This is a genomic window from Rossellomorea sp. QJM3NY_18 (assembly GCF_056173145.1).
On the sequence record NZ_CM149659.1, the window covers coordinates 2,581,276 to 2,603,218 of the forward strand.

General features: G+C 43.0%; 25 protein-coding genes. 3 read left to right on the forward strand and 22 right to left on the reverse strand.

What is annotated here, in order from left to right; all coding sequences use genetic code 11:
* Positions 1-6: 6 nt before the first annotated feature.
* The 9 genes from AC0VXY_RS13275 to AC0VXY_RS13315 form a co-directional block, all read right to left on the reverse strand.
* Positions 7-279: an HU family DNA-binding protein gene (locus AC0VXY_RS13275; protein WP_034758336.1), complete on the reverse strand. Its 273-nt coding sequence runs from the start codon at positions 277-279 to the stop codon at positions 7-9.
* A 596-nt stretch (positions 280-875) separates the two neighbouring features.
* Positions 876-2,354 carry a stage IV sporulation protein A gene (gene spoIVA / locus AC0VXY_RS13280; RefSeq protein WP_435990302.1) on the reverse strand — a complete coding sequence of 493 codons (1,479 nt, stop codon included), beginning with the start codon at positions 2,352-2,354 and terminating at the stop codon, positions 876-878.
* Between the two features lie 254 nt (positions 2,355-2,608).
* Positions 2,609-3,277 (reverse strand): hypothetical protein, encoded by a 669-nt coding sequence (locus AC0VXY_RS13285; RefSeq protein ID WP_475525511.1) that lies wholly within the window; start codon positions 3,275-3,277, stop codon positions 2,609-2,611.
* Positions 3,278-3,347: 70 nt separating this feature from the next.
* The gene (locus AC0VXY_RS13290) at positions 3,348-3,536 is read right to left on the reverse strand and encodes a DUF2768 domain-containing protein (RefSeq protein ID WP_435994485.1); all 189 of its coding nucleotides are present in this window, start codon (positions 3,534-3,536) and stop codon (positions 3,348-3,350) included.
* Between the two features lie 339 nt (positions 3,537-3,875).
* Complete coding sequence (locus AC0VXY_RS13295) at positions 3,876-4,922, reverse strand: NAD(P)H-dependent glycerol-3-phosphate dehydrogenase (protein WP_435990300.1); 1,047 nt, start codon at positions 4,920-4,922, stop codon at positions 3,876-3,878.
* Positions 4,923-4,938: 16 nt separating this feature from the next.
* Positions 4,939-6,249, reverse strand: coding sequence for a ribosome biogenesis GTPase Der (gene der / locus AC0VXY_RS13300; protein ID WP_435990299.1), 1,311 nt, complete (start codon positions 6,247-6,249; stop codon positions 4,939-4,941).
* A 171-nt stretch (positions 6,250-6,420) separates the two neighbouring features.
* Complete coding sequence (locus tag AC0VXY_RS13305; protein ID WP_435990298.1) at positions 6,421-6,612, reverse strand: capping complex subunit for YIEGIA; 192 nt, start codon at positions 6,610-6,612, stop codon at positions 6,421-6,423.
* A complete protein-coding gene (locus AC0VXY_RS13310; RefSeq protein WP_435990297.1) occupies positions 6,609-7,505 on the reverse strand; it encodes a YIEGIA family protein in 897 nt (298 codons plus the stop codon). The genes AC0VXY_RS13305 and AC0VXY_RS13310 overlap by 4 nt, the downstream gene beginning before the upstream one ends.
* A complete protein-coding gene (locus AC0VXY_RS13315; RefSeq protein ID WP_475525512.1) occupies positions 7,502-8,116 on the reverse strand; it encodes a YphA family membrane protein in 615 nt (204 codons plus the stop codon). Before AC0VXY_RS13315 ends, AC0VXY_RS13310 begins: the two co-directional genes overlap by 4 nt.
* A 107-nt stretch (positions 8,117-8,223) precedes the next feature.
* On the opposite strand from AC0VXY_RS13315, the gene AC0VXY_RS13320 reads away from it, so the two are divergent.
* A complete protein-coding gene (locus AC0VXY_RS13320) occupies positions 8,224-8,346 on the forward strand; it encodes a YpzI family protein (protein ID WP_435990295.1) in 123 nt (40 codons plus the stop codon).
* A gap of 52 nt (positions 8,347-8,398) precedes the next feature.
* Here the strand turns inward: AC0VXY_RS13320 and AC0VXY_RS13325 are convergent, their stop codons facing one another.
* The 9 genes from AC0VXY_RS13325 to sleB form a co-directional block, all read right to left on the reverse strand.
* Positions 8,399-8,533, reverse strand: a complete 135-nt coding sequence (locus tag AC0VXY_RS13325) for a hypothetical protein (RefSeq protein ID WP_475525513.1) — start codon at positions 8,531-8,533, stop codon at positions 8,399-8,401.
* A 78-nt stretch (positions 8,534-8,611) separates the two neighbouring features.
* Complete coding sequence (fni, locus tag AC0VXY_RS13330) at positions 8,612-9,670, reverse strand: type 2 isopentenyl-diphosphate Delta-isomerase (RefSeq protein ID WP_475525514.1); 1,059 nt, start codon at positions 9,668-9,670, stop codon at positions 8,612-8,614.
* A 12-nt stretch (positions 9,671-9,682) separates the two neighbouring features.
* Entirely contained in the window at positions 9,683-10,816 is a 1,134-nt protein-coding gene (rpsA, locus tag AC0VXY_RS13335; RefSeq protein ID WP_435994483.1) for a 30S ribosomal protein S1, read from the reverse strand.
* A gap of 119 nt (positions 10,817-10,935) precedes the next feature.
* On the reverse strand, positions 10,936-11,517 hold the full coding sequence (locus AC0VXY_RS13340) for a lysophospholipid acyltransferase family protein (protein ID WP_435990293.1): 582 nt from the start codon (positions 11,515-11,517) through the stop codon (positions 10,936-10,938).
* A 1-nt stretch (position 11,518) separates the two neighbouring features.
* Positions 11,519-12,187 (reverse strand): (d)CMP kinase, encoded by a 669-nt coding sequence (cmk, locus tag AC0VXY_RS13345; RefSeq protein ID WP_435990292.1) that lies wholly within the window; start codon positions 12,185-12,187, stop codon positions 11,519-11,521.
* A gap of 126 nt (positions 12,188-12,313) precedes the next feature.
* Positions 12,314-12,490 (reverse strand): YpfB family protein, encoded by a 177-nt coding sequence (locus tag AC0VXY_RS13350; protein ID WP_435990291.1) that lies wholly within the window; start codon positions 12,488-12,490, stop codon positions 12,314-12,316.
* A gap of 52 nt (positions 12,491-12,542) precedes the next feature.
* Positions 12,543-13,214, reverse strand: coding sequence for a flagellar brake protein (locus AC0VXY_RS13355; protein WP_475525515.1), 672 nt, complete (start codon positions 13,212-13,214; stop codon positions 12,543-12,545).
* Positions 13,215-13,335: 121 nt separating this feature from the next.
* Positions 13,336-14,682 (reverse strand): germination protein YpeB, encoded by a 1,347-nt coding sequence (gene ypeB, locus AC0VXY_RS13360; RefSeq protein WP_435990289.1) that lies wholly within the window; start codon positions 14,680-14,682, stop codon positions 13,336-13,338.
* A 14-nt stretch (positions 14,683-14,696) separates the two neighbouring features.
* Positions 14,697-15,488: a spore cortex-lytic enzyme gene (sleB, locus tag AC0VXY_RS13365; RefSeq protein WP_435994481.1), complete on the reverse strand. Its 792-nt coding sequence runs from the start codon at positions 15,486-15,488 to the stop codon at positions 14,697-14,699.
* Positions 15,489-15,746: 258 nt separating this feature from the next.
* Here sleB and AC0VXY_RS13370 point away from each other — a divergent pair, with 258 nt between their 5' ends.
* The gene (locus AC0VXY_RS13370; RefSeq protein WP_034758298.1) at positions 15,747-16,091 is read left to right on the forward strand and encodes a hypothetical protein; all 345 of its coding nucleotides are present in this window, start codon (positions 15,747-15,749) and stop codon (positions 16,089-16,091) included.
* A 69-nt stretch (positions 16,092-16,160) separates the two neighbouring features.
* Here AC0VXY_RS13370 and prsW read toward each other — a convergent pair whose 3' ends face one another.
* Positions 16,161-16,844 (reverse strand): glutamic-type intramembrane protease PrsW, encoded by a 684-nt coding sequence (prsW, locus tag AC0VXY_RS13375; RefSeq protein ID WP_435990288.1) that lies wholly within the window; start codon positions 16,842-16,844, stop codon positions 16,161-16,163.
* Between the two features lie 86 nt (positions 16,845-16,930).
* On the opposite strand from prsW, the gene AC0VXY_RS13380 reads away from it, so the two are divergent.
* Entirely contained in the window at positions 16,931-17,908 is a 978-nt protein-coding gene (locus AC0VXY_RS13380) for an asparaginase (RefSeq protein WP_435990287.1), read from the forward strand.
* A gap of 68 nt (positions 17,909-17,976) precedes the next feature.
* Here AC0VXY_RS13380 and AC0VXY_RS13385 read toward each other — a convergent pair whose 3' ends face one another.
* The 3 genes from AC0VXY_RS13385 to AC0VXY_RS13395 form a co-directional block, all read right to left on the reverse strand.
* On the reverse strand, positions 17,977-18,942 hold the full coding sequence (locus tag AC0VXY_RS13385; RefSeq protein WP_435990286.1) for a YpdA family putative bacillithiol disulfide reductase: 966 nt from the start codon (positions 18,940-18,942) through the stop codon (positions 17,977-17,979).
* Positions 18,943-19,166: 224 nt separating this feature from the next.
* Positions 19,167-20,444, reverse strand: a complete 1,278-nt coding sequence (locus AC0VXY_RS13390) for a Glu/Leu/Phe/Val family dehydrogenase (protein ID WP_435990285.1) — start codon at positions 20,442-20,444, stop codon at positions 19,167-19,169.
* Positions 20,445-21,323: 879 nt separating this feature from the next.
* Positions 21,324-21,908, reverse strand: coding sequence for an adaptor protein MecA (locus AC0VXY_RS13395; RefSeq protein ID WP_435990284.1), 585 nt, complete (start codon positions 21,906-21,908; stop codon positions 21,324-21,326).
* Positions 21,909-21,943: the final 35 nt, after the last annotated feature.

The following is a 21,943-nucleotide window of genomic DNA, read 5'->3' on the forward strand; positions in this document are numbered from 1 at the left end:
ATGTAATTATTTTACAGCTTCTTTAAGCGCTTTACCTGGTTTGAAAGCAGGTACTTTGCTAGCTGAGATTTCGATCTCTTCACCTGTTTGTGGGTTGCGACCTTTACGGGCTGCACGCTCACGTACTTCGAAGTTACCGAATCCGATTAATTGTACTTTATCACCATTTGCAAGTGAATTTTGAATTGTATCGAAAACAGCGTCAACCGCTTTAGTAGCGTCCTTCTTAGATAACTCAGCAGCTTCTGCAACAGCATTGATAAGTTCTGTCTTGTTCATGCCATTCACCTCCTCCCAAGGAAATGTCTCAGTCATGATTCATTTACTTTAATATCATTAGTAAACAACTTTAGCGAATTCTATACATGATGTGTAGAAAAAACGCTTGAAAACGTTGCTGAATCAATATTCAACAACAATTCTGTTAAAAGATTATCACAATAGATTAACCTTAGCAAGAACAAATCAAGAAATAATGGGAATCTTTTCTTATTTGCAACACAAATGTAATAGAATCACCCTCCATGCCTTTATTCTCGCACTCTAATCAACCTATCACTTCTTTCGGATGACTGCAACCAATACCCTCATCTGTCAGGTACTCTATCTTACTTCCCATCCTTGGAATCCCGTAAACATCCATACCCGTTTCTCAGCAGATTTGCATACCTTCCAAGATGGCAGCCTTCTTGAGCATTCCCTACCACAAACCCATATATACCAAGTGTTCAATGCATCTGACGTCGTTTCGACAACCTTCTTTCAAACTACTGAAAATTTATAATTATACAATGTGAAAAATCCTACAGTCAGAGCGTGAATCGCTTAAAAAAAGAAAGACAAAAAAATGACCCTCCTAAGAAGGTCAAAGACATTTATAATATAATGGCGATCAATCCACCCGATCCTTCATTGATGATTCTTTCTAATGTATCTTTAAGTTTATATCTTGCGTTTTCAGGCATCAGGGAGAGTTTCGCCTGGATACCTTCTCTTACGATGGAACTCAAGCTTCTTCCGAAAATATCGGAGTTCCAGATGGACAGCGGATCATCTTCAAAATCCTGCATCAGGTAGCGCACAAGCTCTTCGCTCTGTTTTTCTGTCCCGATGATCGGTTCAAACTTAGATTGGACATCCACTTTGATCATGTGGATGGATGGAGCCACCGCTTTCAAGCTGACACCGAATCTTGCTCCCTGCCTGATGATTTCAGGTTCATCGAGGCTCATATCGTTCAGTGATGGAGCAGCAATTCCATATCCTGTCTGCTTCACCATTCTCAGGGCATCCGAAATTTGATCATATTCGGCTTTCGCATGAGCGAAATCCTGCATTAATTCCAGGAGATGATCTTTCCCGCGGATTTCCACTCCTACAATTTCCTTCAGAACTTCGTCGTACAGTTCATCCGGGGCGAACAGGTCGATTTCAGCAATCCCTTGACCCATATCGATACCGGCAAGTCCCGCACGTTCGATATGATCGAATTCACTGAAGTAGTGGACAACCCGATCGACATCCCGGAGGCGCTTAATATCCTTTACTGTTTCTTTCACGGCTTCCTGGTAGTTCTGTCTTAACCAGTGATCTTCCTTTAATACCATTACCCAGCTTGGAAGGTTTACATTCACTTCTAATACCGGGAATTCAAATAACGCTTCTCTAAGTACATTGAGAACATCTGAGTCCCTCATGCTCTCCACACTCATGGCAAGGACAGGGATGTCATACTTATCTTGAAGTTTCACTCTCAGGTCTTCTGTCTCAGGAGCATGCGGCCTCGCCGAGTTGATGACCATGATAAATGGTTTACCTACTTCTTTCAGTTCCTCGATGACGCGCTCTTCCGCCTCAATGTAGTCCCCTCTTCCAATTTCCCCGATGGAGCCGTCCGTTGTCACAACCACTCCGATCGTAGAATGCTCCTGGATGACTTTCCTGGTCCCGATCTCTGCCGCTTCATGGAATGGTATAGGTTCTTCATACCATGGAGTATTGATCATCCTGGGTCCATTTTCATCTTCATACCCTTTCGCACCCGGGACCGTATATCCCACACAATCTACCAATCTAATATTCACTTCGAGGCCTTCATCGACATGAACAGAGATGGCTTGATTCGGAACAAATTTCGGTTCAGTCGTCATGATCGTCCTGCCCGCCGCACTTTGAGGCAATTCATCCTGCGCTCTTGCACGCTCTGACTCACTTGCGATGTTAGGAAGGACGACAAGTTCCATGAATTTCTTGATGAATGTTGATTTTCCTGTTCTGACTGCTCCCACCACACCTAAATAGATATCTCCGCCTGTTCTTTCGGCAATGTCTTTAAATAGATCGACTCTTTCCAAGAGATTCCCTCCCATCTTATATTCCAGGGATGTTTCATCCGTGTATTCTGTGTCTCACACTCTATATTTATGATGTTGTCCCAATGACTTATGACTATTAATATGCTTTTTTTCCCCCCTTATGATGAAAAGTGAAAAATTTATTATGTCTTTAGCATTTATGATCATTTGTTTTGATGAAATAACCCTATAAAGGATGACATAAAAATAATAACCCTTCCCTTACAATATATTTTGTAAGAAAAGGGTTATGCCTATTTTGTCATAAAGACAGGTTCGTTATTTTCATCGACCGTATACGGTAAAGAATATGCAGGAACAAAGTATGTGTCTTTTACAAGTAAATTCCGGATATCTTCACCTTTTTTATATTCTTTATCTACCGAATTGAGTTCTTCAAATAAATCCATTGAGTAATCCACAAAAATGTCTCCATCCCCGTTGATGACAAGGGGAAGATTTTTATTGGAATAAGGGCTATTCACGTAGACTTCCCCGTCATAGCCAAGCTCCTTATAATTCAGGGTATAAACATTGTGTGCTACTTCTTTATTGAACGGAGGGTAGTCTTGGGCCTGGATCCTGATGTTCAATTCTCTTATTTGTTCAGCCATTCGAAGGTCGAATATCTTGACTTCGGGCTTTTCTTCCACATTTATCAGAACATATTGAAAAATTCCGCCATTTTCAAAAGCATTCCCCGGGATTTCAGGTAAGTATCTGGGGGATAATTTCCTAAAATCAATCGGATATTTCTGATAGATGGGAGTATCCTGATCCCGGGTCTTAATTGGAAGCAGTCCGCTATTGTCTTTCTGATAGGTTTCCACTGCCTCTTGTACAGCCTTAACCTGGGTTTCATAAGGAATCTGATTCTGACTTAATTCTTCATCCGGATACAAACAACCGGAAAGTATGGTCATGGTTAGTATGAGGAGTAGTGCTGTTATACTAAAGCGCTTCAATCTAAAACGTCCTTTCAATCGGGCGGTCCTAATTGGTAGGTCCGCTTAATACTATATAAATCATCATGAGCCCACCAGCGATCATCAGTATGTAAGCCATGAAAGCTGTGATAAAACGCAGGAATTTCTGCTTGATCTTGTATCTGCTGAAATAAATCGTTAATATGGCAAAAAGCATGAATCCCATTGAGGCAAACGAAATCCACATCTTCATCATCGAATCCAAAGTTCATCCCTCCTGTTATCGAATGTATTATATCATAAGACTTTTACTGAAGAATAGAAAAGAATGGTTGTTCAATAATCTGTGACAATCCTTAGGGAGGGACTTATGGATGAAAATCAAAAAAAAGCTTCTCAAGTATTTCAACATCATAGACGTCAACATACTAAGAGAAGCTCTAATAAGGGAGACCTACCCATCCATAGGCAAAGCTGTATATATTCATGACAGTGTATGCAGAGAGATCAGTGTTCGCATCCTCGAATGCCTATAAATCGAGGAATAATTGTGCATTCAGCAAAAAAATCATTCCAGCCTGCCTATATTGTCAGATCAAGTTAAGCGTTCACCCAGAATATTCACAAGGTCTTCCATTTCATTCGTTTTCCCGCGACCCATCAAGTGATCAACCGCTTCTTTCGCCTCGACTTTATTGAAGAGGACATCGTAAAGGGCATCCGTAATCGGCATTTTCACTTCATACTTTTCAGCCAGCTGATGGGCCGCTTTCGTGGTGCGTACCCCTTCTACGACCATGCCCATGTTGGCCAGGACCTCATCCAGATTATGGCCCTTCCCGAGCATATTCCCGGCTCTCCAGTTTCTCGAATGCACACTTGTACACGTCACGATGAGGTCGCCGATTCCAGTTAACCCTGAAAACGTCAGAGGATTTGCCCCCATTTTCGTTCCTAAACGGGCAATCTCAGCAAGCCCTCGTGTAATCAGAGCCGCTTTGGCGTTATCTCCGTACCCCAAACCGTCTGTAATTCCGGCAGCAAGGGCGATGATATTCTTTAATGCCCCACCAATTTCAACACCGAGGAGATCGGGATTTGTGTATACACGAAAGTTCATGTTCATGAACAGGTCCTGAACTTCTTCAGCCGCCTTCATATCCTTAGACGAAACGGTCACAGTGGTTGGATGCCTTAAGCTCACTTCTTCAGCGTGGCTTGGTCCTGATAATACCACTACTGTATGTAAATTCTCAGGCGCCATTTCATCTTCGATCAATTCTGAAATCCTGAGGAGGGAATCAGGTTCAATTCCCTTACTAACATGGACCACGGTCAATGGCGCCCGTTGAACCTCTTGAATCTGCCCCAGGACCCCGCGGATCGCTTTCGTTGGAACAGCCAGAATGATGGTATCAACGCCATCCAATGACTCCCCGAGGTCATGATACCCTATAATGGATTCAGGGAGCTCGATTTCTTTCAAATACTTTTGATTGGTATGCTTAGAGTTGATTTCATCGATTTGTTCTTTTTTGTGGCCCCATAGCCTTACTTCCAATCCATTATCAGCCAGCACCATCGCTAGAGCCGAGCCCCAGCTTCCTGCTCCGACTACCGTTACATTTTTTGAACTTTTCATTTTTACACCCACCTTATTATTTTCTAGCACGCGCAATAATACGAATAGGGGTTCCTTCAAATCCAAATGCATCACGGATTCTATTCTCCAAGAATCGTTCGTAAGAGAAGTGCATTAATTCAGGGTCATTGACAAACACAACGAAAGTAGGAGGCTTAACAGCCACTTGTGTCGCATAGTATATCCGTAATCTCTTGCCATTATCAGTCGGTGTCGGATTCATGGCAACAGCATCCATGACCACTTCGTTCAGCACACTGGACTGTACACGCATGGCGTGATTTTCACTTGCCGTATTGATGATCGGCAGCAATGTGTGAATGCGCTTCTTTGTTTTCGCAGAAAGGAAGACGATTGGTGCATAATCGAGGAATTGAAAATGTTCCCTGATATTCTTTTCCCATTTTATCATGGTTTTCTCATCTTTATCCACGGCATCCCATTTATTCACGACAATGACGACAGCTCGACCGGCATCATGTGCATACCCTGCGATTTTCTTGTCCTGCTCGATGATTCCTTCTTCACCGTCTATGAGTGAAAGGACCACATCTGATCGCTCAATGGCCCTGAGAGCTCTTAACACACTATATTTTTCAGTGGTTTCATACACTTTCCCTTTTTTCCTCATACCCGCTGTGTCAATGATGACGTAGTCCTGTCCATCATACGTATAGGAGGAGTCAATGGCATCCCGCGTCGTGCCTGCTACGTTACTGACGATAACACGGTCTTCCCCTAATAAAGCGTTGACTAAAGAAGATTTCCCTACATTCGGACGACCGATCAAAGAAAATTTGATGACATCCTCCGCATAATCCTCTTCCTCTTCCTGTTTGAAGTTCTTGACGACATCGTCGAGTAGATCTCCCAGACCAAGCCCATGAGAACCTGAAATAGGATAAGGCTCACCAAATCCTAAAGAGTAAAAATCATAAATCATTTCCCTCATTTCAGGATTATCGATTTTGTTTATCCCTAATACGACCGGTTTCTTTGATCTGTAAAGAATTTTGGCAACAATTTCATCAGCGGCTGTGACGCCTTCGCGGCCATTCGTCAAAAACACAATGACATCGGCTTCATCAATCGCAATTTCAGCCTGCTGTCTGATTTGATCCAGGAATGGTTCATTTCCCAGTTCAATCCCGCCTGTATCAATGATATTGAATTCATGCGTCAGCCATTCAGCAGAACTATATATACGGTCCCTTGTTACACCAGGTACATCTTCAACGATGGATATTCTTTCACCAACAATTCTATTAAAGATCGTGGACTTCCCGACGTTCGGACGCCCTACGATTGCTACTACTGGTTTTGTCACGTTCATCACCCTTTCTGTAAGAAGTTGTTTCGTTCTTACATTTCCTCTTTTTAAGCCTGTTCAATCATTATCATAAACTGGCACAAGAAGGACCGGCCCTTAAGGTATGTTTCCTTATGGGACAGTCCCCTCTAACTTTACTATTTTATCAGTAAAAGAATAAACTGGCAATCAATGTTTTACGATGATGAACAGTCCCTCATCTAATTCATGGGCAATCCCGTCCAGAATGGCTTCCAGGTTTGCACAGATTTTTTGTAATTCATCATCCGTTTTACAATAGAACACACTTGTTCCACTCGGTACTTTTTCAGGTGCGGTCGTGACTGTTGCGAGGATGAATTTCTGTATGGTCGTACTCATTTTAACTTACTCCCCTCCTGATTCGCTTTCGACTCAGACGGCATCCTTATAGCATTTTCGAGGGTTGGTACCTGCCCAAGAATAGCAATGGCTTTCTCTACGTCCTTTCGCTGCGGAAGGACAAATACCCCGATTCTTCCATCATCTAAATCCCTCTTGGCGAGAGGTGTCAAAGCAGGAGTCCCAGAGTCCTTAAAGATCCCGAGTGAAGTGGACATATCATGGAGAATGGCCTGACGTTGACCAAGATTGGCGAGTGTCGACCTTGCATCAAACGATTTGGGTGAAAGGATGAACCCCATCCCATATCGGAGGATCTCTTCCTGCCTTACTTTAAGGCCTATATTCATGATGTAAATATTATCAACATATAATCCCGCTCCATCAAAACGAGGCTTCACATATTCAATATCAACGATATCCTTCAACCTACCGCCGGCCATTAATTTATGAGCAAGCACCATGCAGATCGCACTGATCCCTAAAGCGACATAAATATTAAAAACGATGTAAGCGATCGTAGCAAGAAGAGAAGTAAAAATAACTAAGTAATTTCGACTTTCAAATGCAATGGCGATCCCTTCAATGTAAGTAGCCCCTCTAGGGACAAGTTCATAAGCGTCCAGCTCGGTCAACGTGTTTCTCTCCATGTTTCTCACATCCCGGAATTGAGAAGCCGCCACCGTCAAAAACGTTATCGCCGTGAAGTTTTCCTCCAGTAAAGCAGGAATCGCAATGGTGCCAAGTCCCGCCGCAATGAACCCAAGGGCTATATGTATAATTTTTCCATGCAGATAGGTTGGATATTGGCGATAGTCAGTGCGAAGCATATAGATCCTTGTCAGGGTCCCCATCACCACGCCAAAGATTACAGGATACACATACACATTCATATATTCTTCATTTCCCCCTTTTTTGTTTGAGTCTTGATGTGAACAGCCTGATTTATTTCCATTACTATTTTTAAGGCTGATAAAAGCCCGATGGTTAAAGCAAGCACGTCAAGGTAAGCAGCCCCCCCGATCGAATAGTAAAATCCAACCTTGTTTAATGGAACGCTCAGAAAAAAGTCGCCGGTGACACTGCTTAAAGCGACCGCAATGAGACGAAGCCTGTATAGGGAGGAGTGACTGTAGAATAGAATGCCTACTAGTACCACCGACAAAGAAAGGATGATATCCCGATCTATAAACATAAGTACCGGGTCATAAATGGAAATCAATGCGATACCTGCATAAGTCATCCCCATCGAGAGAACAGCTGCAAGCATATATAACTTCTCTCTCAAGCTTAAATTTCGTATATAAACAATACAAATGAGTGCAAGTACAATAACAGAAAATGACACTTCTACAGAACCGGCCATCATGCCATATGGAAAGACACATATGAGCAATAAACAAAGAAACGAATAACGAAAACGGTCCGGATGCGACTTTTTCAAAATAAATGTCGTATATACCCACATTCCCCACAGTACCCATAAATACAAAATGCCATCCATCAGCACACTCTCCCTCCTATTATCTACATTATGGAAAATCTTTATGTATCTCATTCATGTATGAATCAACTTTCCAAAGAAAAAATAAAGAAAGGAGGTGTTTTCAAGTGGGCAAAGATCGACAAGAGAAGAAACTGAAACAGAGCAAACGCGTGGAATCAGACCGTGACCAGGGCTTACACTACAACGGAGCAACAAGCCTTGAAGGAACGGAAAAAGCTAAACGTTAAAAGCGGAGGCGGCTTGGTCAGAGGCGACAAGTCTAAACGATATCAATTGCTACTAGCCATCATTCGGTAGTAATCCAGCCGAAATGCTCAAAAATCCAGCCGTTTTGGATGATAATCCAGCGGAAATGGGAAGGAATCCGGCCGTTTTGAGCATTAATCCAGCCGTTTTACGTTGAAATCCAGCCATTTAACAAAAATATCCTATTATATCGAACCAGAAACAACAAAAAAAGAACGAATTCTCCATCTTGAGAATTCGTTCTTTTTACATATCAAACATTCTATTGCTATATGCACCGGGGTTCAACCCTCTCTTCTCTAGCCAATGGCACACGTTGCCCGATAGCACCATGGGAACCTTATGAAGATCGTCAATCCGTTTACACCCGAGCGCACACATTAAAAACTGAATATCCGTATGAATTTGATTCACTTCATCAATGGTATCCTTCAAACCCGATTCCAGGAGATGCTTAAGGATGACGCCGGCCATCCCTACAGCAGATGCCCCTAATCCTAAAGACTTAACGATGTCTAAGCTATTTTGGATCCCTCCGGATGCGAGGATCGGCTTATCCGAGGCGGCATAACATTCAGCTATTGAAATGGCAGTGGGAATACCCCATTCATCGAAGAAATCCAACATACGCTTTCGCCGTTGATTCTCGATTTTCGAGAAGTTTGTTCCGCCGAATCCGCCTATATCGATGGCAGAAATCGTTGAACGGGACAAGGATTCGGCAGCCTCTTTACTTATGCCAAACCCCGTCTCTTTCACAATCACAGGTACTGAAAGATTCTCCGCAATGTTCTGTATCCTTTCCAAGGCCCCCCGGAAGTCACGGTCCCCTTCAGGCATCGTCAATTCCTGAATCACATTTAAATGGATCTGCAGGGCATCGGCTCTAATCATCTCAACGGCATCCCTTGCCTGTTGAACTGTTGCCTCACTTCCCAAATTCCCGAAGACCATCCCATCCGGGTTGTGCTTCCGGACGACTTCATACGTTTTTCGTTCAGCAGGGTCTTTAAGAGCTGACATTTGGGATCCTACTGCGATTGCCAGCCCCGTTTCCCTGGAAAGAATCGATAATTCCTGATTGATTTTTGTAGTGGTTTCTCCACCTCCACCAGTCATAGCATTTATGAAAATTGGCGAACTCCATATAAGTTCGCCAATTTCAGACTGCAGATGAACCTCATCTACTGCTATATTCGGTAAGCTTTGGTGAACAAAAGCCACTTCATCAAAACCTGTCTTCCGCTGTTGACCGGTGGATATTGCATAATTAATGTGGTCTTGCTTTCTTTGAGCTCTCGTCACAATTCATCACCATTACTTAAGATCTTTTAGTTTGTCTCCGATCATTTCACCTAATTGGAACCCGGTACTTTCTTGAGGCATTTCGTAATCCGTTACTTCATCCTCTTTTTCTTCAAGTGCCTTGATGCTTAAAGATAAGCGTTGTTCATTTTCATTCACGTCTAGCACCTTCACTTTTACATCCTGGTTTTCCTGAAGCACTTCGTGTGGAGTACCGATATGTTTATGTGAAATTTGAGAGATATGAACAAGTCCTTCAACCCCAGGGAATACTTCTACAAATGCACCGTAAGATACAAGGCGTTTTACGACCCCATCCAACACAGTTCCTTTAGGGGCCTTATCGGAGATATCACTCCATGGTCCAGGAAGGGTTTCTTTGATGGATAAAGAAATCCGTTCGTTGTCACGATCGACACTCAGGACCTTCACCTGTACTTTTTGTCCCTCTGTCACTACATCAGAAGGCTTCTCTACATGTTCATGGGAGAGTTGGGAAATATGGACAAGTCCGTCCACTCCACCAATATCTACAAAGGCACCGAAATCGGTGATACGTTGGACTGTCCCTTCAAGGACTGCACCCGATTCGATATCTGTCAGCAGCTGCTTCTTCTGATGCTGCTTCTCTGCCTCGACCACTGCACGGTGGGAAAGGATCAAACGATTTTTTTCCTGATCCAGTTCAACGATCTTGAAGGTTAACATTTTATCTTTATAATCGGAGAAATCCTCGACATAGTAATCTTCCACCAATGAGGCCGGAACAAATCCTCTTACTCCTAGATCAACGACAAGACCGCCTTTCACAACGTCTTTCACTTCAGCTTCAAAGACGTCTCCATTTTCAAAGCGGACCTTCATTTCTTCCCATGCTTTTTCCGCATCCACTTTACGCTTAGACAGAACCAACAATTCTTCTTCCACTTTTGTCACGATTAACTCAAGTACATCCCCTTCACTGACTACATCAGAAGCTTTTTCGATGTGAAGGCTTGAGAGTTCACTAATTGGAATGATGCCATCCACTTTACTATCTTGAACGTCGACTAAGACTTGTTTTTCTTCAACCTTAGTGACTGTCCCTTTTACTTTTTCACCAATTTCAAGATTCTTCACTTCAATTCCATTCATGTCTTCCATTATGTACTCCTCCTTAATCCATGACTGCAAAGATTTTGATTATTTTGAGACTTCGCAATTTAAAATATTCTTTCTACTAACTTCTAATAAATACTACTTTTTGTCAAGCGGGAAACCTTATATTATTGATGCTCATGTATCAAGTTTTCAATATGCTGCATAATAATTTCCGTGGTTTTCTCCGCATTTAGTCTTTCCTCACGGATACTATCCATCGGGATCGGTGGCCCGAATACAACCTTCAATTTCCTGAATGGCTTGTATGGACCGATGATGGCACAGGGTACCACGTAAGCTTCAGAACGAAGAGCAAAGAAGCCTGCTCCTGCCAATCCCTTGCCTATTTGCCCTGTCTTACTTCTTGTACCCTCTGGAAACAGTCCTAAAACATCTCCCTGTTTCAGTACCTGTAAACCTTTTCGGAGTGCTTCACGGTCACTCATGCCTCTTTTTACAGGGAATGCACGTAAATCAGGCAGCAATTTCCCTAATACGGGTACGTTGAAGAGCTCTTCTTTAGCCATGAAGGCCACAGGTCTAGGTGCTGAAATCCCGACAACTGGCGGATCCAGATTATCAATATGATTGGAGCACAGTAGAACCCCTCCATCTTTCGGGAAATGCTCCAACCCTTTCACGTCAATTCGATACAATGGTGAAAGGATTGACTTAACTAGACCTCTGGCAAAGGTATATAAGTTCACTTTAACCTTTCCTTTCTACTAACAACATGATTTGGTCCACCACTTCTGATATGGAAAGGGAAGTGGTGTCTATTTCCGTTGCATCTTCGGCTTTTTTCAGAGGAGCCACTTCTCTTTCTGAATCAATTTTGTCTCGGCGGGCGATTTCTTCTTTTAATTGCTCCAGGTCACTCGGATATCCCTTCGAGAGGTTCTCTTCATGTCTCCTTTGGGCACGTTCGTCCACGCTCGCGAGTAAGAAAACCTTGATTTCTGCATCAGGGATGACATGAGTGCCGATATCCCTTCCGTCCATCACAACGGCGCCTTCTTTCGCAAGCAGCTGCTGTCTCTTCACCATTTCTTCCCTCACACCGGAATGAACTGCCACATGAGACACTGAATTGGTCACGGAAGCCTGGCGGATTTCATCTGTTACATCGGTCCCGTCCAGGAATACAAGCTGGCCTTCTGCTGAAGGTTCAAGTTCGATCGTCGTTTCGGACAATAGTTGATTCAATTCATTCTCATCATGCAAGTCTACGTTGTTGCTCAAAGCTTTATACGTTAAAGACCGGTACATTGCCCCAGTATCAATATAAAGATAAGATAATTTCCCTGCCACAATCTTTGCAACAGTGCTTTTCCCTGCTGCTGCAGGACCATCGATTGCAATTCTTAATTTTTTCAATTCATCCACCTACTTAAATTCCTATTAATTTTCTTACCCATTTTAACATAAATCTCATTTTTCGTTTATAGATTCTTTCTTTAAAGATATTCTTCCAAAAAAAAGAGCAGGGATCCATCTCCTGCTCTAACGTGATAGGGTTTCGACAATTTCACTGTACTCCATTTTCTCCACCCCTTCGTAGAAAACGAGCTTATGCAGCTCGGGAAGGAAGTTAAATTGATGGAATACAAACTGGACCGCTATTAATAATATGACATGTATGATGGCTAATTTTATTAGAATTCTTTCTACCGTTTTCACCAAGATCACCCTTTTTCCGTTCTAAGAAAAAGTATGTGTACATTTTGGTTTTTTATTCAAGTAAGCCTTTTTTTCTTAAGTCAAGCTGTCTTTCGAAACAATATCTTAAAATAAGTTGTCTCTGATTCTCAGTTAAGTGAACAAACTCGATGCTCGCAATCTGTTTATGCTCCTTCTCCCAGACTCGGATCACCTTTCCTTCGATTTCTGCATACCGGCACTCCCCTGTCTGCATCGGCAGGACGATGATTGTGGATAGCTTGATGCCACTTTTCAAATCCATCCCTTTTCTCACCACCACAGCACAACCCCCTGCACTGAGATCTTCCGTGATTGTCGGATGAAACTGACCATTGATCTTTAATGAAATGTCGGTACTCGCTTCGACACGGACGAATTGTCTTCTTTGGACTTTAATTAGACCTTCGTCCCCTGGATAATGCAGGTGGATCATCGGTATCTTGGATAATTTACGGCCAATCACTTCCGTTTCAAACATCAGAACCGTCTGCTCATTGAGGGTGAAGCTTGCTTTCATCTGTGTTCCATCGATTAAAAAAACGGCTTTCTCCGTTTTGGTATGGATAGGATAATCAATAAAAATCCCCTCGTCGGAAAGTTCGACCACCCTGCATCTATATCGATCAAATGTTTCATTATGTATAGGCTCCAATTGCAATGTGGTACCTGCTTTTATCATAGTCCGAAATTCCCACTTTCCCATAATATGTATCTATATTATGTCACGAGATCCCTCACCTTTCCATACCTTTTTTAACTCCATTCTGAATTTTCCAACAAGAGAGGGACGGACCTCCAAATTTGGAGGTCCGTCCCTCTAAGTGTTAAACGACTTCTTCATAAATGGGCTCAGCTTTTTTGAGCCTTTCTACTTTTTCTTCTTCTCCAGTGTCTGCATTGATGAATATTCTATAGGTATCTTTACCTAGCATGCCCATGAATTCATAGCATAGCACTTCTTCATTCAGGTCGTTCACGATCACCGCTTGACGCTCTTCCATTATCTTCAGCTTGGGATTCGTCGTTTCTTTCGCCTCTGCCTTGGTAATAGAAGCTTTAGGAACCTCTCTTTCATGATTATTCTTTAAGTATTCTTCAGCAGCAAATCCGACAATCTGTCCATTATCCAGAGCTACTTTTATTTTGACTGAGTCAGGATAAATTCTTACGCCATCCAGGACCGTCACGTATGTGAAAATACCAATGTTATCATATTGTGCACTCTCAAACATCTCAAGCTTTTGGAAATCATTTTCCTTCAGGAAAGTCGTCGCTTTTTCAGCCGCTTTGTTCAAGCTGATCTTCGGTTCCTTGATTTTGCGATTATTGATATACCAGATCGGATACCCGCCTTTTTGGGTGATATCCATGCTCGCTTCCGTATTTCCATTTCCGATCGATACACTATAGAACTTGTAATCGGCCCCTTTCCCGCTTTTTGATACTTTTGCATCCTTTGATTTCGGGATACCGGAATATCTTCGTAATATCTTGACTGCTTCCTCTTTGGAAATCTCTTTCCCCTTTAACTTTTTAAAGTTTTGATCTTTTTTCTCCGTATTGACGAAGGTGGTCGTTCCAAAGTTCGCTTCATCATATCCGGATACATTTTTCTCGACGGTCTTGAAGCCATCGATAATGGTATTATCTGCCTGTTCATTCCCTGATGCCAACGCAAGTTCAACATCCATCCATCGTAAATTGTTCTCCATGACAAGATGCTGTACTTTTCTTAGCTGATTCTGTATATCAGCACTTTGTTCATACAAGTTTTCCAATGACTTATATTCTTTATCCGTTAAAGGATTTTTATCTAAATCCCTTACAGCTACTCGATAACTGAAGTCACCGATATTGCTCAGGAATTCTTCCGTCTTATTAAACGGCAGCAGCGTCAAAGGTAGCTGCCCAACATCACTGTGAGCCTGTGAGGTTAATCTCCACACATCGGCAAGTGCCGGTGACAGTGATTTTCTTGAATTCATGGCAAGAGTGGAACCGATTTTGTCATGAAGCAGATCCACTTGATAGGTTAATTCATGAAACGCCCGTTGATAGTTATTTTCTGCATTGATCAGTATCGCATTCTTCTCCTGATGTTCCTGGTACCCCCAAAAAGCGGTTCCGGCTACACCGAGGACAAGCACCGTAATTAGAATGACACGTAGCAATTTACTTCACCTCTTTAACTACAGAATATGTGTTTACCAATTTTCTTGATTTGTGGACGCGACCAAATCCACTTGCTTGTTGCTGTCGCAGGATTAAAGTAATATAGGGCACTGGACGAAGGATCCCAACCATTTATTGCATCTAAAACCGCTTCTTTCGCCTTTTCATTAGGCGTCAGCCAGATTTGTCCATCAGCCACGGCTGTAAAGGCGCCCGGCTCAAAGATCACCCCTGCTGCCGTATTTGGAAAAGCAGAGCTGTCTATCCGATTAAGAATGACTGCGGCAACAGCGACTTGCCCCTCATACGGTTCACCGCGTGACTCTCCATAGACTGCATTTGCCATCAGCTGGATGTCATTTTGGGAAAATCCATTCGGTGTATTCACCGCCGTAGGCTTAGACGGGGCCGGCTTGTTTTGAGCAGGAGCCTTTCCCCCTCCCCCACCTTTTTGTTTATCTAAATCTGTCCCGCCATAATGGCTGAAGTTATTGCCTTTTTCAATTTGATTTTTCACATATTCCTTATTGTACTTCGATGCCTTTACAAGTTTTTCTTTCGTTTTCGCACCGGCAAGGCCATCGATTGGAAGACCGAACTCATATTGAAAGTTTCGGAGTGCCCAATAGGTCCCCCATCCAAATACACCATCAATATCGCCGTTATAATATCCGATATATTGAAGTCTGGATTGAAGCTCAATTACATCCTCACCCGTTGCGCCATGCTGAATTACCTGGTTTGTAAAAGCGTCTGCCTTCTCCCCTTCAGAAGAGATCATAAGAAGAGAACACATAAGCACCATGACGACTGAAGTAGAAACCCATTTGAAACGACTATTCATAATGCCTTAACCTCCATATCTTCAATTAACATTAACTCTAGTTTTTGTAGAGGCTCCCATTTTATACAAGTGGAATCATTAAAAATTTAAAACTGGGAAAAGTGCCTGCAGAAGTGAACTACTTTGATAAGACACTGTAATGTCTCAGCAAAAAAGATGTAAACAAGCAAGGTTATAATAAATTTAGGGATACTTATTAATTCAAACAGGAGGGTCATGATGGAGGATTATTTAGCGAAATCTTTGGATGAGTGGAAAGAGGATATTTCGGAGGTATTGGATCAAATCAATACTGACTATGAGGAAGTAAAAAAAGAATTGAAAGTCTATTCCTATAAATATGGAATTACAAAGCAGGTCATTCAATCCACGGTGAATGAAGAAATCATTGAAAATATCAGGGAAATGTATCATAAACCATTTGAAGAAAAGTATAGTGAACTGAAAGAATACATACGCGACTTGGATGAAAAAAGAAAAGTATTTCAGATGTTTGTGAACAAAATTGATGAAGTGAAGCGAAAAGAATCCCCCAAAACCGATCTTGCTGCTGCCTATAAATAAATCGAACCCCCGCATTTAGCGGGGGTTCTTCTCATTCAATGGAAAAGACGCCCCTTATCGTGAGCGTCTTTAAATGACTTCTTTCTTCAATTCCCTTTTGTACTTCTTCTCTGTAAGCTGGTGGGCACTCTTCACTTTCTTTAATCCCAGCCACCATAAGAAAAACATGAACGGAACCATATAGTAAACCCAGTTTTTCTCAGCAAGGAAAATATAATTGTAGGTTCCATGCAACAAGATAGGCACTGAGATGGCCAGAAAAAGCCATTTATGCCTTTCTTCTCGGGATGAGAACTTGGCTTTTCCTAAATAGTATCCCATGATGACCCCGAAAAGGGCATGACTCGATACAGGGAGTACCGCCCTACCAAATGCATGCTCAACGCCATTGGCGATCAAATATAATATATTTTCTACTGTTGCGAACCCAAGAGAAACACTGGCTCCATACACAATACCGTCGTATGGTTCGTTAAAGTCCACGTGCTGGAAGATTGCAAACATCAAAATAAACCACTTAAAAAATTCTTCGAGGAACCCGGAGGAAATGAAGGCAGTGGACCAATTAGAATCAATGATCCCTTCCACTTCCAGGACATATTGTAAAAACATAATCGGGAAGGTAATAAGGGCCCCGTACATAAACGTTTTAAACACCAATGTAATGGGTTCGGCCTCATATTGATCCCGTAAATAAAAGTAACTTAACAATGCTAATCCTGGTGCTATACCCGCTGATAAAATCACCAGCATAAAAAGTCCTCTTTTCTTTCGGTTTTCTTAATCGTATCATGTTAATGTAGGATTGGAAATAGGAATTTAAATGGTTGGAGGAATGAATGATGAAGAAAGATATTTTAGTCATACATACAGGCGGTACCATCTCGATGATGGAAGACGAACAGACCGGAGCCGTTACACCGGGAAAAGAAAACCCGCTTTCGGTACAGACATCCATCGTTTCAAGCCTGGCAAATTTAACGGTCGAAGAAGCATTCCATCTGCCTTCCCCTCATATTACGCCGGAGCATATGCAGCAGCTGAAAGAGATCATCGAAGCAAAATATCAGGAAACGCCATTCCACGGGGTCGTCATCACCCACGGTACAGATACACTGGAAGAAACAGCGTATTTCTTAGACTTGACCCTCTCCCTCCCCATCTCGATCGTCGTGACAGGAGCCATGAGATCAAGCAATGAAATAGGTGCCGACGGTTTATATAATCTGATATCATCCGTCCGGGTAGCGGCGGACGATAAATCCATGCACAAAGGGGTTTTAGTTGTCCTGAACGACGAGATCCATTCAGCAAAAAATGTGACCAAAACCCATACAAGCAATGTATCCACTTTTCAGAGCCCACAGTATGGACCGATCGGGATCGTGACGAAAAGAGGTGTCCTCTTTCATCACCAGCCTACCTCGAACGAACACTACGAGGTATGCGATATTTCTAAAAGGGTGACACTCATAAAGGCATACGCAGGGATGGATTCAGGATTACTGAGGGCCATTAAGGATCTTCAGTATGACGGGGTCGTCATCGAAGCATTGGGTCAGGGGAATCTCCCGCCGGAAACGGTGACGGGCATCGAGGAACTGTTAAAATCGAATATTCCCGTCGTATTGGTGTCCAGATGTTTCAACGGGATTGTCCAGGACATTTACGGATATTCCGGTGGTGGAAAACAACTGAAGGAAAAAGGGGTCATCTTCTCAAACGGTCTAAATGGACAAAAGGCCAGAATCAAGCTTGTGGTCGCCCTTTCCCAAATACATGACATAAAAGAATTGGAAGCGATTTTCAAAAATTAGTAAAAGATCACGAGTAATATAGACGAAAGAAAGAGGCTCATGAGTGAGCCTCTTTCTCATTCTTCATTCTATTTTTTCATTCCAGTGATGGATTCAGCAATCAGTCCTCCATGCAAACGACCGTTTTCAATAAAGATTTCATTGGCATTGTTTCCTGCAGCAATCACACCTGCAATATAGACGCTGTCTACATTTGTTTCCATCGTTTCGGGATCATGGGCAGGACGACCTGTTTTCTTATCGATTTCGATTCCCATCTTCGTCAGGAAGCTGTGATCCGGATGGTAGCCGGTCATGGCAAACACAAAATCACTCATAACTTCTTTCTTTTCTCCATTAACGTTGTAAAGTACCGAATCCCCGTTTATTTCATCCACACATGCCTGAAACTCCATCGTGACCTCACCGTTTCTTACAAGGGCATCAAAATTCGGGAGAATCCATGGCTTGACACTTTTGGAATATTCACTTCCACGGTATAAAACGGTGACCCTAGCCCCCGCTTTATTCAATTCGAGAGCAGCATCAACCGCGGAGTTTTTCCCTCCGATGACAACCACATCTGTATCAAAAAAAGGATGGGCTTCTTTAAAATAATGAAACACATTCTCTTGTTCCTCTCCCGGGATCTCCATATAATTCGGGTTATCGTAGTATCCGGTTGCGATGACAATCGACTTACTTTCGTAATGGCCCTTAGAAGTAGTCACCGTAAAGCTACCGTCGTGCTTCTCTACTTTATAAACGGTTTCAAATCGGTTGATCCTCAGCTTTTTACGCTTCGCCACTTCGCGATAATACACCAATGCCTGATTCCTTCTCGGCTTATGCTCTTCAATGACAAAAGGCACATCACCGATCTCAAGCTTCTCACTCGACGAAAAGAAGGTTTGATGGGTAGGATAGTGGTAAATCGCATTGACGATATTCCCTTTTTCGATGATCAAAGGATTGATCCCTTTTTCTTTCAGACTAATGGCAGCTGACAACCCGCATGGTCCTCCGCCTACAATAATGCATTCTTCCATTTTCAAATTCAGACACTCCTTCAATTCCTCTATCTGAATGATCAAGTTCATCCGCACACTTCAGATTTTTAAAAAGTCTTTACTCAGTTATTATGGAATAAGATTGCGTCCAGGTCAAAAAGGAGCCCTCGGTCTCCCGGGATCCACACTCATATTATGGGCAGCAATGAATGTGATTCCAATAGAAAAAAGGGTGGGATGCCATGCACCCTACCCTTTTTAATATATCGCTAAATCCACCCTCTGAACCTGCAGGCTTCCGCCATTTTCCTTACACCAACCATATAGGCGGCGAGCCTCATATCCACTCTTCTTGTTTGTGACGTTTCATACACATTATTAAAAGAGCTGACCAGGATCTTTTCGAGTTTCTCTTCCACTTCTTCTTCTGTCCAGTAATACCCCTGATTGTTCTGAACCCACTCGAAGTACGAAACCGTCACTCCACCTGACGACGCTAACACATCAGGTACCAATAGAATTCCGCGTTCCGTCAAGATCTTCGTCGCATCCAGTGTTGTCGGTCCGTTGGCCGCTTCGACGACGATGCTAGCCCTTATATTGTGGGCATTCTTGTCCGTGATTTGATTTTCAATAGCAGCAGGCACTAGAATATCACAATCAAGCTCCAGTAGCTCTTCATTTGTAATCGTATTATTGAACAGCTTCGTGACCGTTCCAAAGCTGTCGCGTCTGTCCAGCAAATAATCGATGTCCAATCCGTCCACATCGTGCAGGCCGCCGTAGGCATCAGATATCCCGATCACCTTCGCACCGGCGTCATGCATGAATTTGGCAAGGAAGCTTCCGGCATTCCCGAACCCCTGAACGACTACCCTTGCTCCTTCGAGTTTGATGCCCTTTTTCTTCGCCGCTTCATGGATACAGATCGTCACCCCTTTGGCAGTTGCCGTTTCACGGCCATGGGATCCTCCCAGCACCAATGGTTTTCCGGTAATGAATCCTGGAGAATTGTATTCATCAATCCGACTGTATTCATCCATCATCCATGCCATGATTTGCGAGTTGGTGAAAACATCCGGTGCAGGAATGTCTTTCGACGGTCCTACAATTTGGCTGATGGCACGCACATATCCACGGCTTAAACGCTCTAACTCCCTAAATGACATATCCCGTGGATCACAGATGATCCCGCCTTTACCTCCCCCATATGGAAGATCGACGATTCCGCATTTCAAGCTCATCCATATGGAAAGCGCTTTGACTTCCTTTTCCGAAACGTTCGGATGAAAGCGAATCCCGCCCTTTGTCGGTCCGACCGCATCATTATGCTGGGCACGATAGCCCGTGAACACCTTTACTTTTCCATCGTCCATCCGGACTGGTATTTTAACCGTCAACATACGAATTGGTTCTTTTAATAATTCATAAACTTCTTCTGAATACCCTAATTTATCAAGTGCAAGATGAATAACCGTTTGTGTAGATTTCAGCACATCATGCTGCTCTTCTGCTTGGTGATTTTCTTTCCCCTTTTCGGCTACCATGTATGTAAACCTCCCAGTATCCTTCACTGTTTAGCGGAAGCTCGTCCGCTTTCATGACATAGTATACACGTTTGATTTCCACTTGCAAAGAAGGAAAATTCAATATGAAGCATTTTTTTGAAAACGCTATCATTTAAGAAAAGCGGAGGCGGCTTGTTCAGGCCCGACAAGCATAAGGTCAATGGGCCGGGAAGGCGGTATTTGCCTTCTTGGACTATTGACCTTATGACCTCGAGGGACTAGCCGCCGGAGCTGGACACATCGAAAAGCGGAGGCGGCTTGTTCAGGCCCGACAAGCATAAGGTCAATGGGCCGGGAAGGCGGTATTTGCCTTCTTGGACTATTGACCTTATGACCTCGAGGGACTAGCCGCCGGAGCTGGACACATCGAAAAGCGGAGGCGGCTTGTTCAGGCCCGACAAGCATAAGGTCAATGGGCCGGGAAGGCGGTATTTGCCTTCTTGGACTATTGACCTTATGACCTCGAGGGACTAGCCGCCGGAGCTGGACACATCGAAAAGCGGAGGCGGCTTGCTTAGAGGTGACAAGCATAAGACGAAACGGACACAAAGGCGTTTTTTGCCTTTTTGGCCGGTTTGACTTATGACCTCGAGCCTCTAGCCGCCGGAGCTGGACACATCGAAAAGCGGAGGCGGCTTGGTCAGGCCCGACAAGCATAAGGTCAATGGGCCGGGAAGGCGGTATTTGCCTTCTTGGACTATTGACCTTATGACCTCGAGGGACTAGCCGCCGGAGCTGGACACGCTTCCAACCAATCAAAAAACACCCCCAAGATTGACCCTGAGAGTGCAAAAACTGATGAGTTCCAGTATAAAACATATATTTAAAGGGGGTAGATTCAATACCAGTATCAACTAGTCAAAAATAATACAATATCTTTTCGATGGAATCCCTTTGTAACACAACTCGGCCATATTCCATGAGGATATGCTTCGTGATCGTCGAGTGTTGACCATATTCTACGCAAATTGCTTCAAGGACGAAGCTGTCGCCTTCAAGCAAATTCTCTATAAGTACGTAATACTTTTTTTCATAATAAAAAATACTGCATTGAGTGAGGGAATGGCTCAACTTTCCCATCTTATTGATCCGTTCAAGAAGGTTGAGTAAGTCTTCGAAATCATCGAAATACACGAGAACATCGTGATCATTCATGGATTTCATCATTTCGGTACCTTCTTCCCAGTCAGAAAAGTCATCTTCTGATTCTAACGTGAGGATCAAGCAGATTTCCTGATCATCAAATGATTCGATCTCCACTGTGATTTCCATCTGCGTTTCAATGCCGAACTTCCCTTGTACTTCATCTAACATGTCTTCGAACAGATCATGCCACATATAGGAATCTTTCCATTGGTCTTGTTCAAACAAGCCTTTTTGTTCTAACTCTTCTACACTAATGGAAAATTTTATTTTATTGTCCGAAATTCTTTCGAGCTTCATCTTCGTACCCCCTAGAGTGTAACGATTTATCATCA

Bases quoted from the DNA above. Each gene is read 5' to 3' on its own strand.
- AC0VXY_RS13285 (WP_475525511.1), bottom strand. From the start codon at position 3,277: ATGACCATACTTTCCGGTTGTTTGTATCCGGATGAAGAATTAAGTCAG.
- AC0VXY_RS13315 (WP_475525512.1), bottom strand. From the start codon at position 8,116: ATGGATGGCATTTTGTATTTATGGGTACTGTGGGGAATGTGGGTATAT.
- AC0VXY_RS13310 (WP_435990297.1), bottom strand. From the start codon at position 7,505: ATGAATGTGTATGTGTATCCTGTAATCTTTGGCGTGGTGATGGGGACC.
- prsW (WP_435990288.1), bottom strand. From the start codon at position 16,844: ATGCTGGTGATTTTATCAGCGGGTATAGCACCAGGATTAGCATTGTTA.
- AC0VXY_RS13290 (WP_435994485.1), bottom strand. From the start codon at position 3,536: ATGATGAAGATGTGGATTTCGTTTGCCTCAATGGGATTCATGCTTTTT.
- AC0VXY_RS13395 (WP_435990284.1), bottom strand. From the start codon at position 21,908: ATGAAGCTCGAAAGAATTTCGGACAATAAAATAAAATTTTCCATTAGT.
- AC0VXY_RS13305 (WP_435990298.1), bottom strand. From the start codon at position 6,612: ATGAGTACGACCATACAGAAATTCATCCTCGCAACAGTCACGACCGCA.
- AC0VXY_RS13295 (WP_435990300.1), bottom strand. From the start codon at position 4,922: ATGAAAAGTTCAAAAAATGTAACGGTAGTCGGAGCAGGAAGCTGGGGC.
- AC0VXY_RS13390 (WP_435990285.1), bottom strand. From the start codon at position 20,444: ATGGTAGCCGAAAAGGGGAAAGAAAATCACCAAGCAGAAGAGCAGCAT.
- AC0VXY_RS13325 (WP_475525513.1), bottom strand. From the start codon at position 8,533: ATGGCTGGATTTCAACGTAAAACGGCTGGATTAATGCTCAAAACGGCC.
- AC0VXY_RS13380 (WP_435990287.1), top strand. From the start codon at position 16,931: ATGATGAAGAAAGATATTTTAGTCATACATACAGGCGGTACCATCTCG.
- AC0VXY_RS13355 (WP_475525515.1), bottom strand. From the start codon at position 13,214: ATGGGAAAGTGGGAATTTCGGACTATGATAAAAGCAGGTACCACATTG.
- AC0VXY_RS13370 (WP_034758298.1), top strand. From the start codon at position 15,747: ATGGAGGATTATTTAGCGAAATCTTTGGATGAGTGGAAAGAGGATATT.
- sleB (WP_435994481.1), bottom strand. From the start codon at position 15,488: ATGGTGCTTATGTGTTCTCTTCTTATGATCTCTTCTGAAGGGGAGAAG.
- AC0VXY_RS13275 (WP_034758336.1), bottom strand. From the start codon at position 279: ATGAACAAGACAGAACTTATCAATGCTGTTGCAGAAGCTGCTGAGTTA.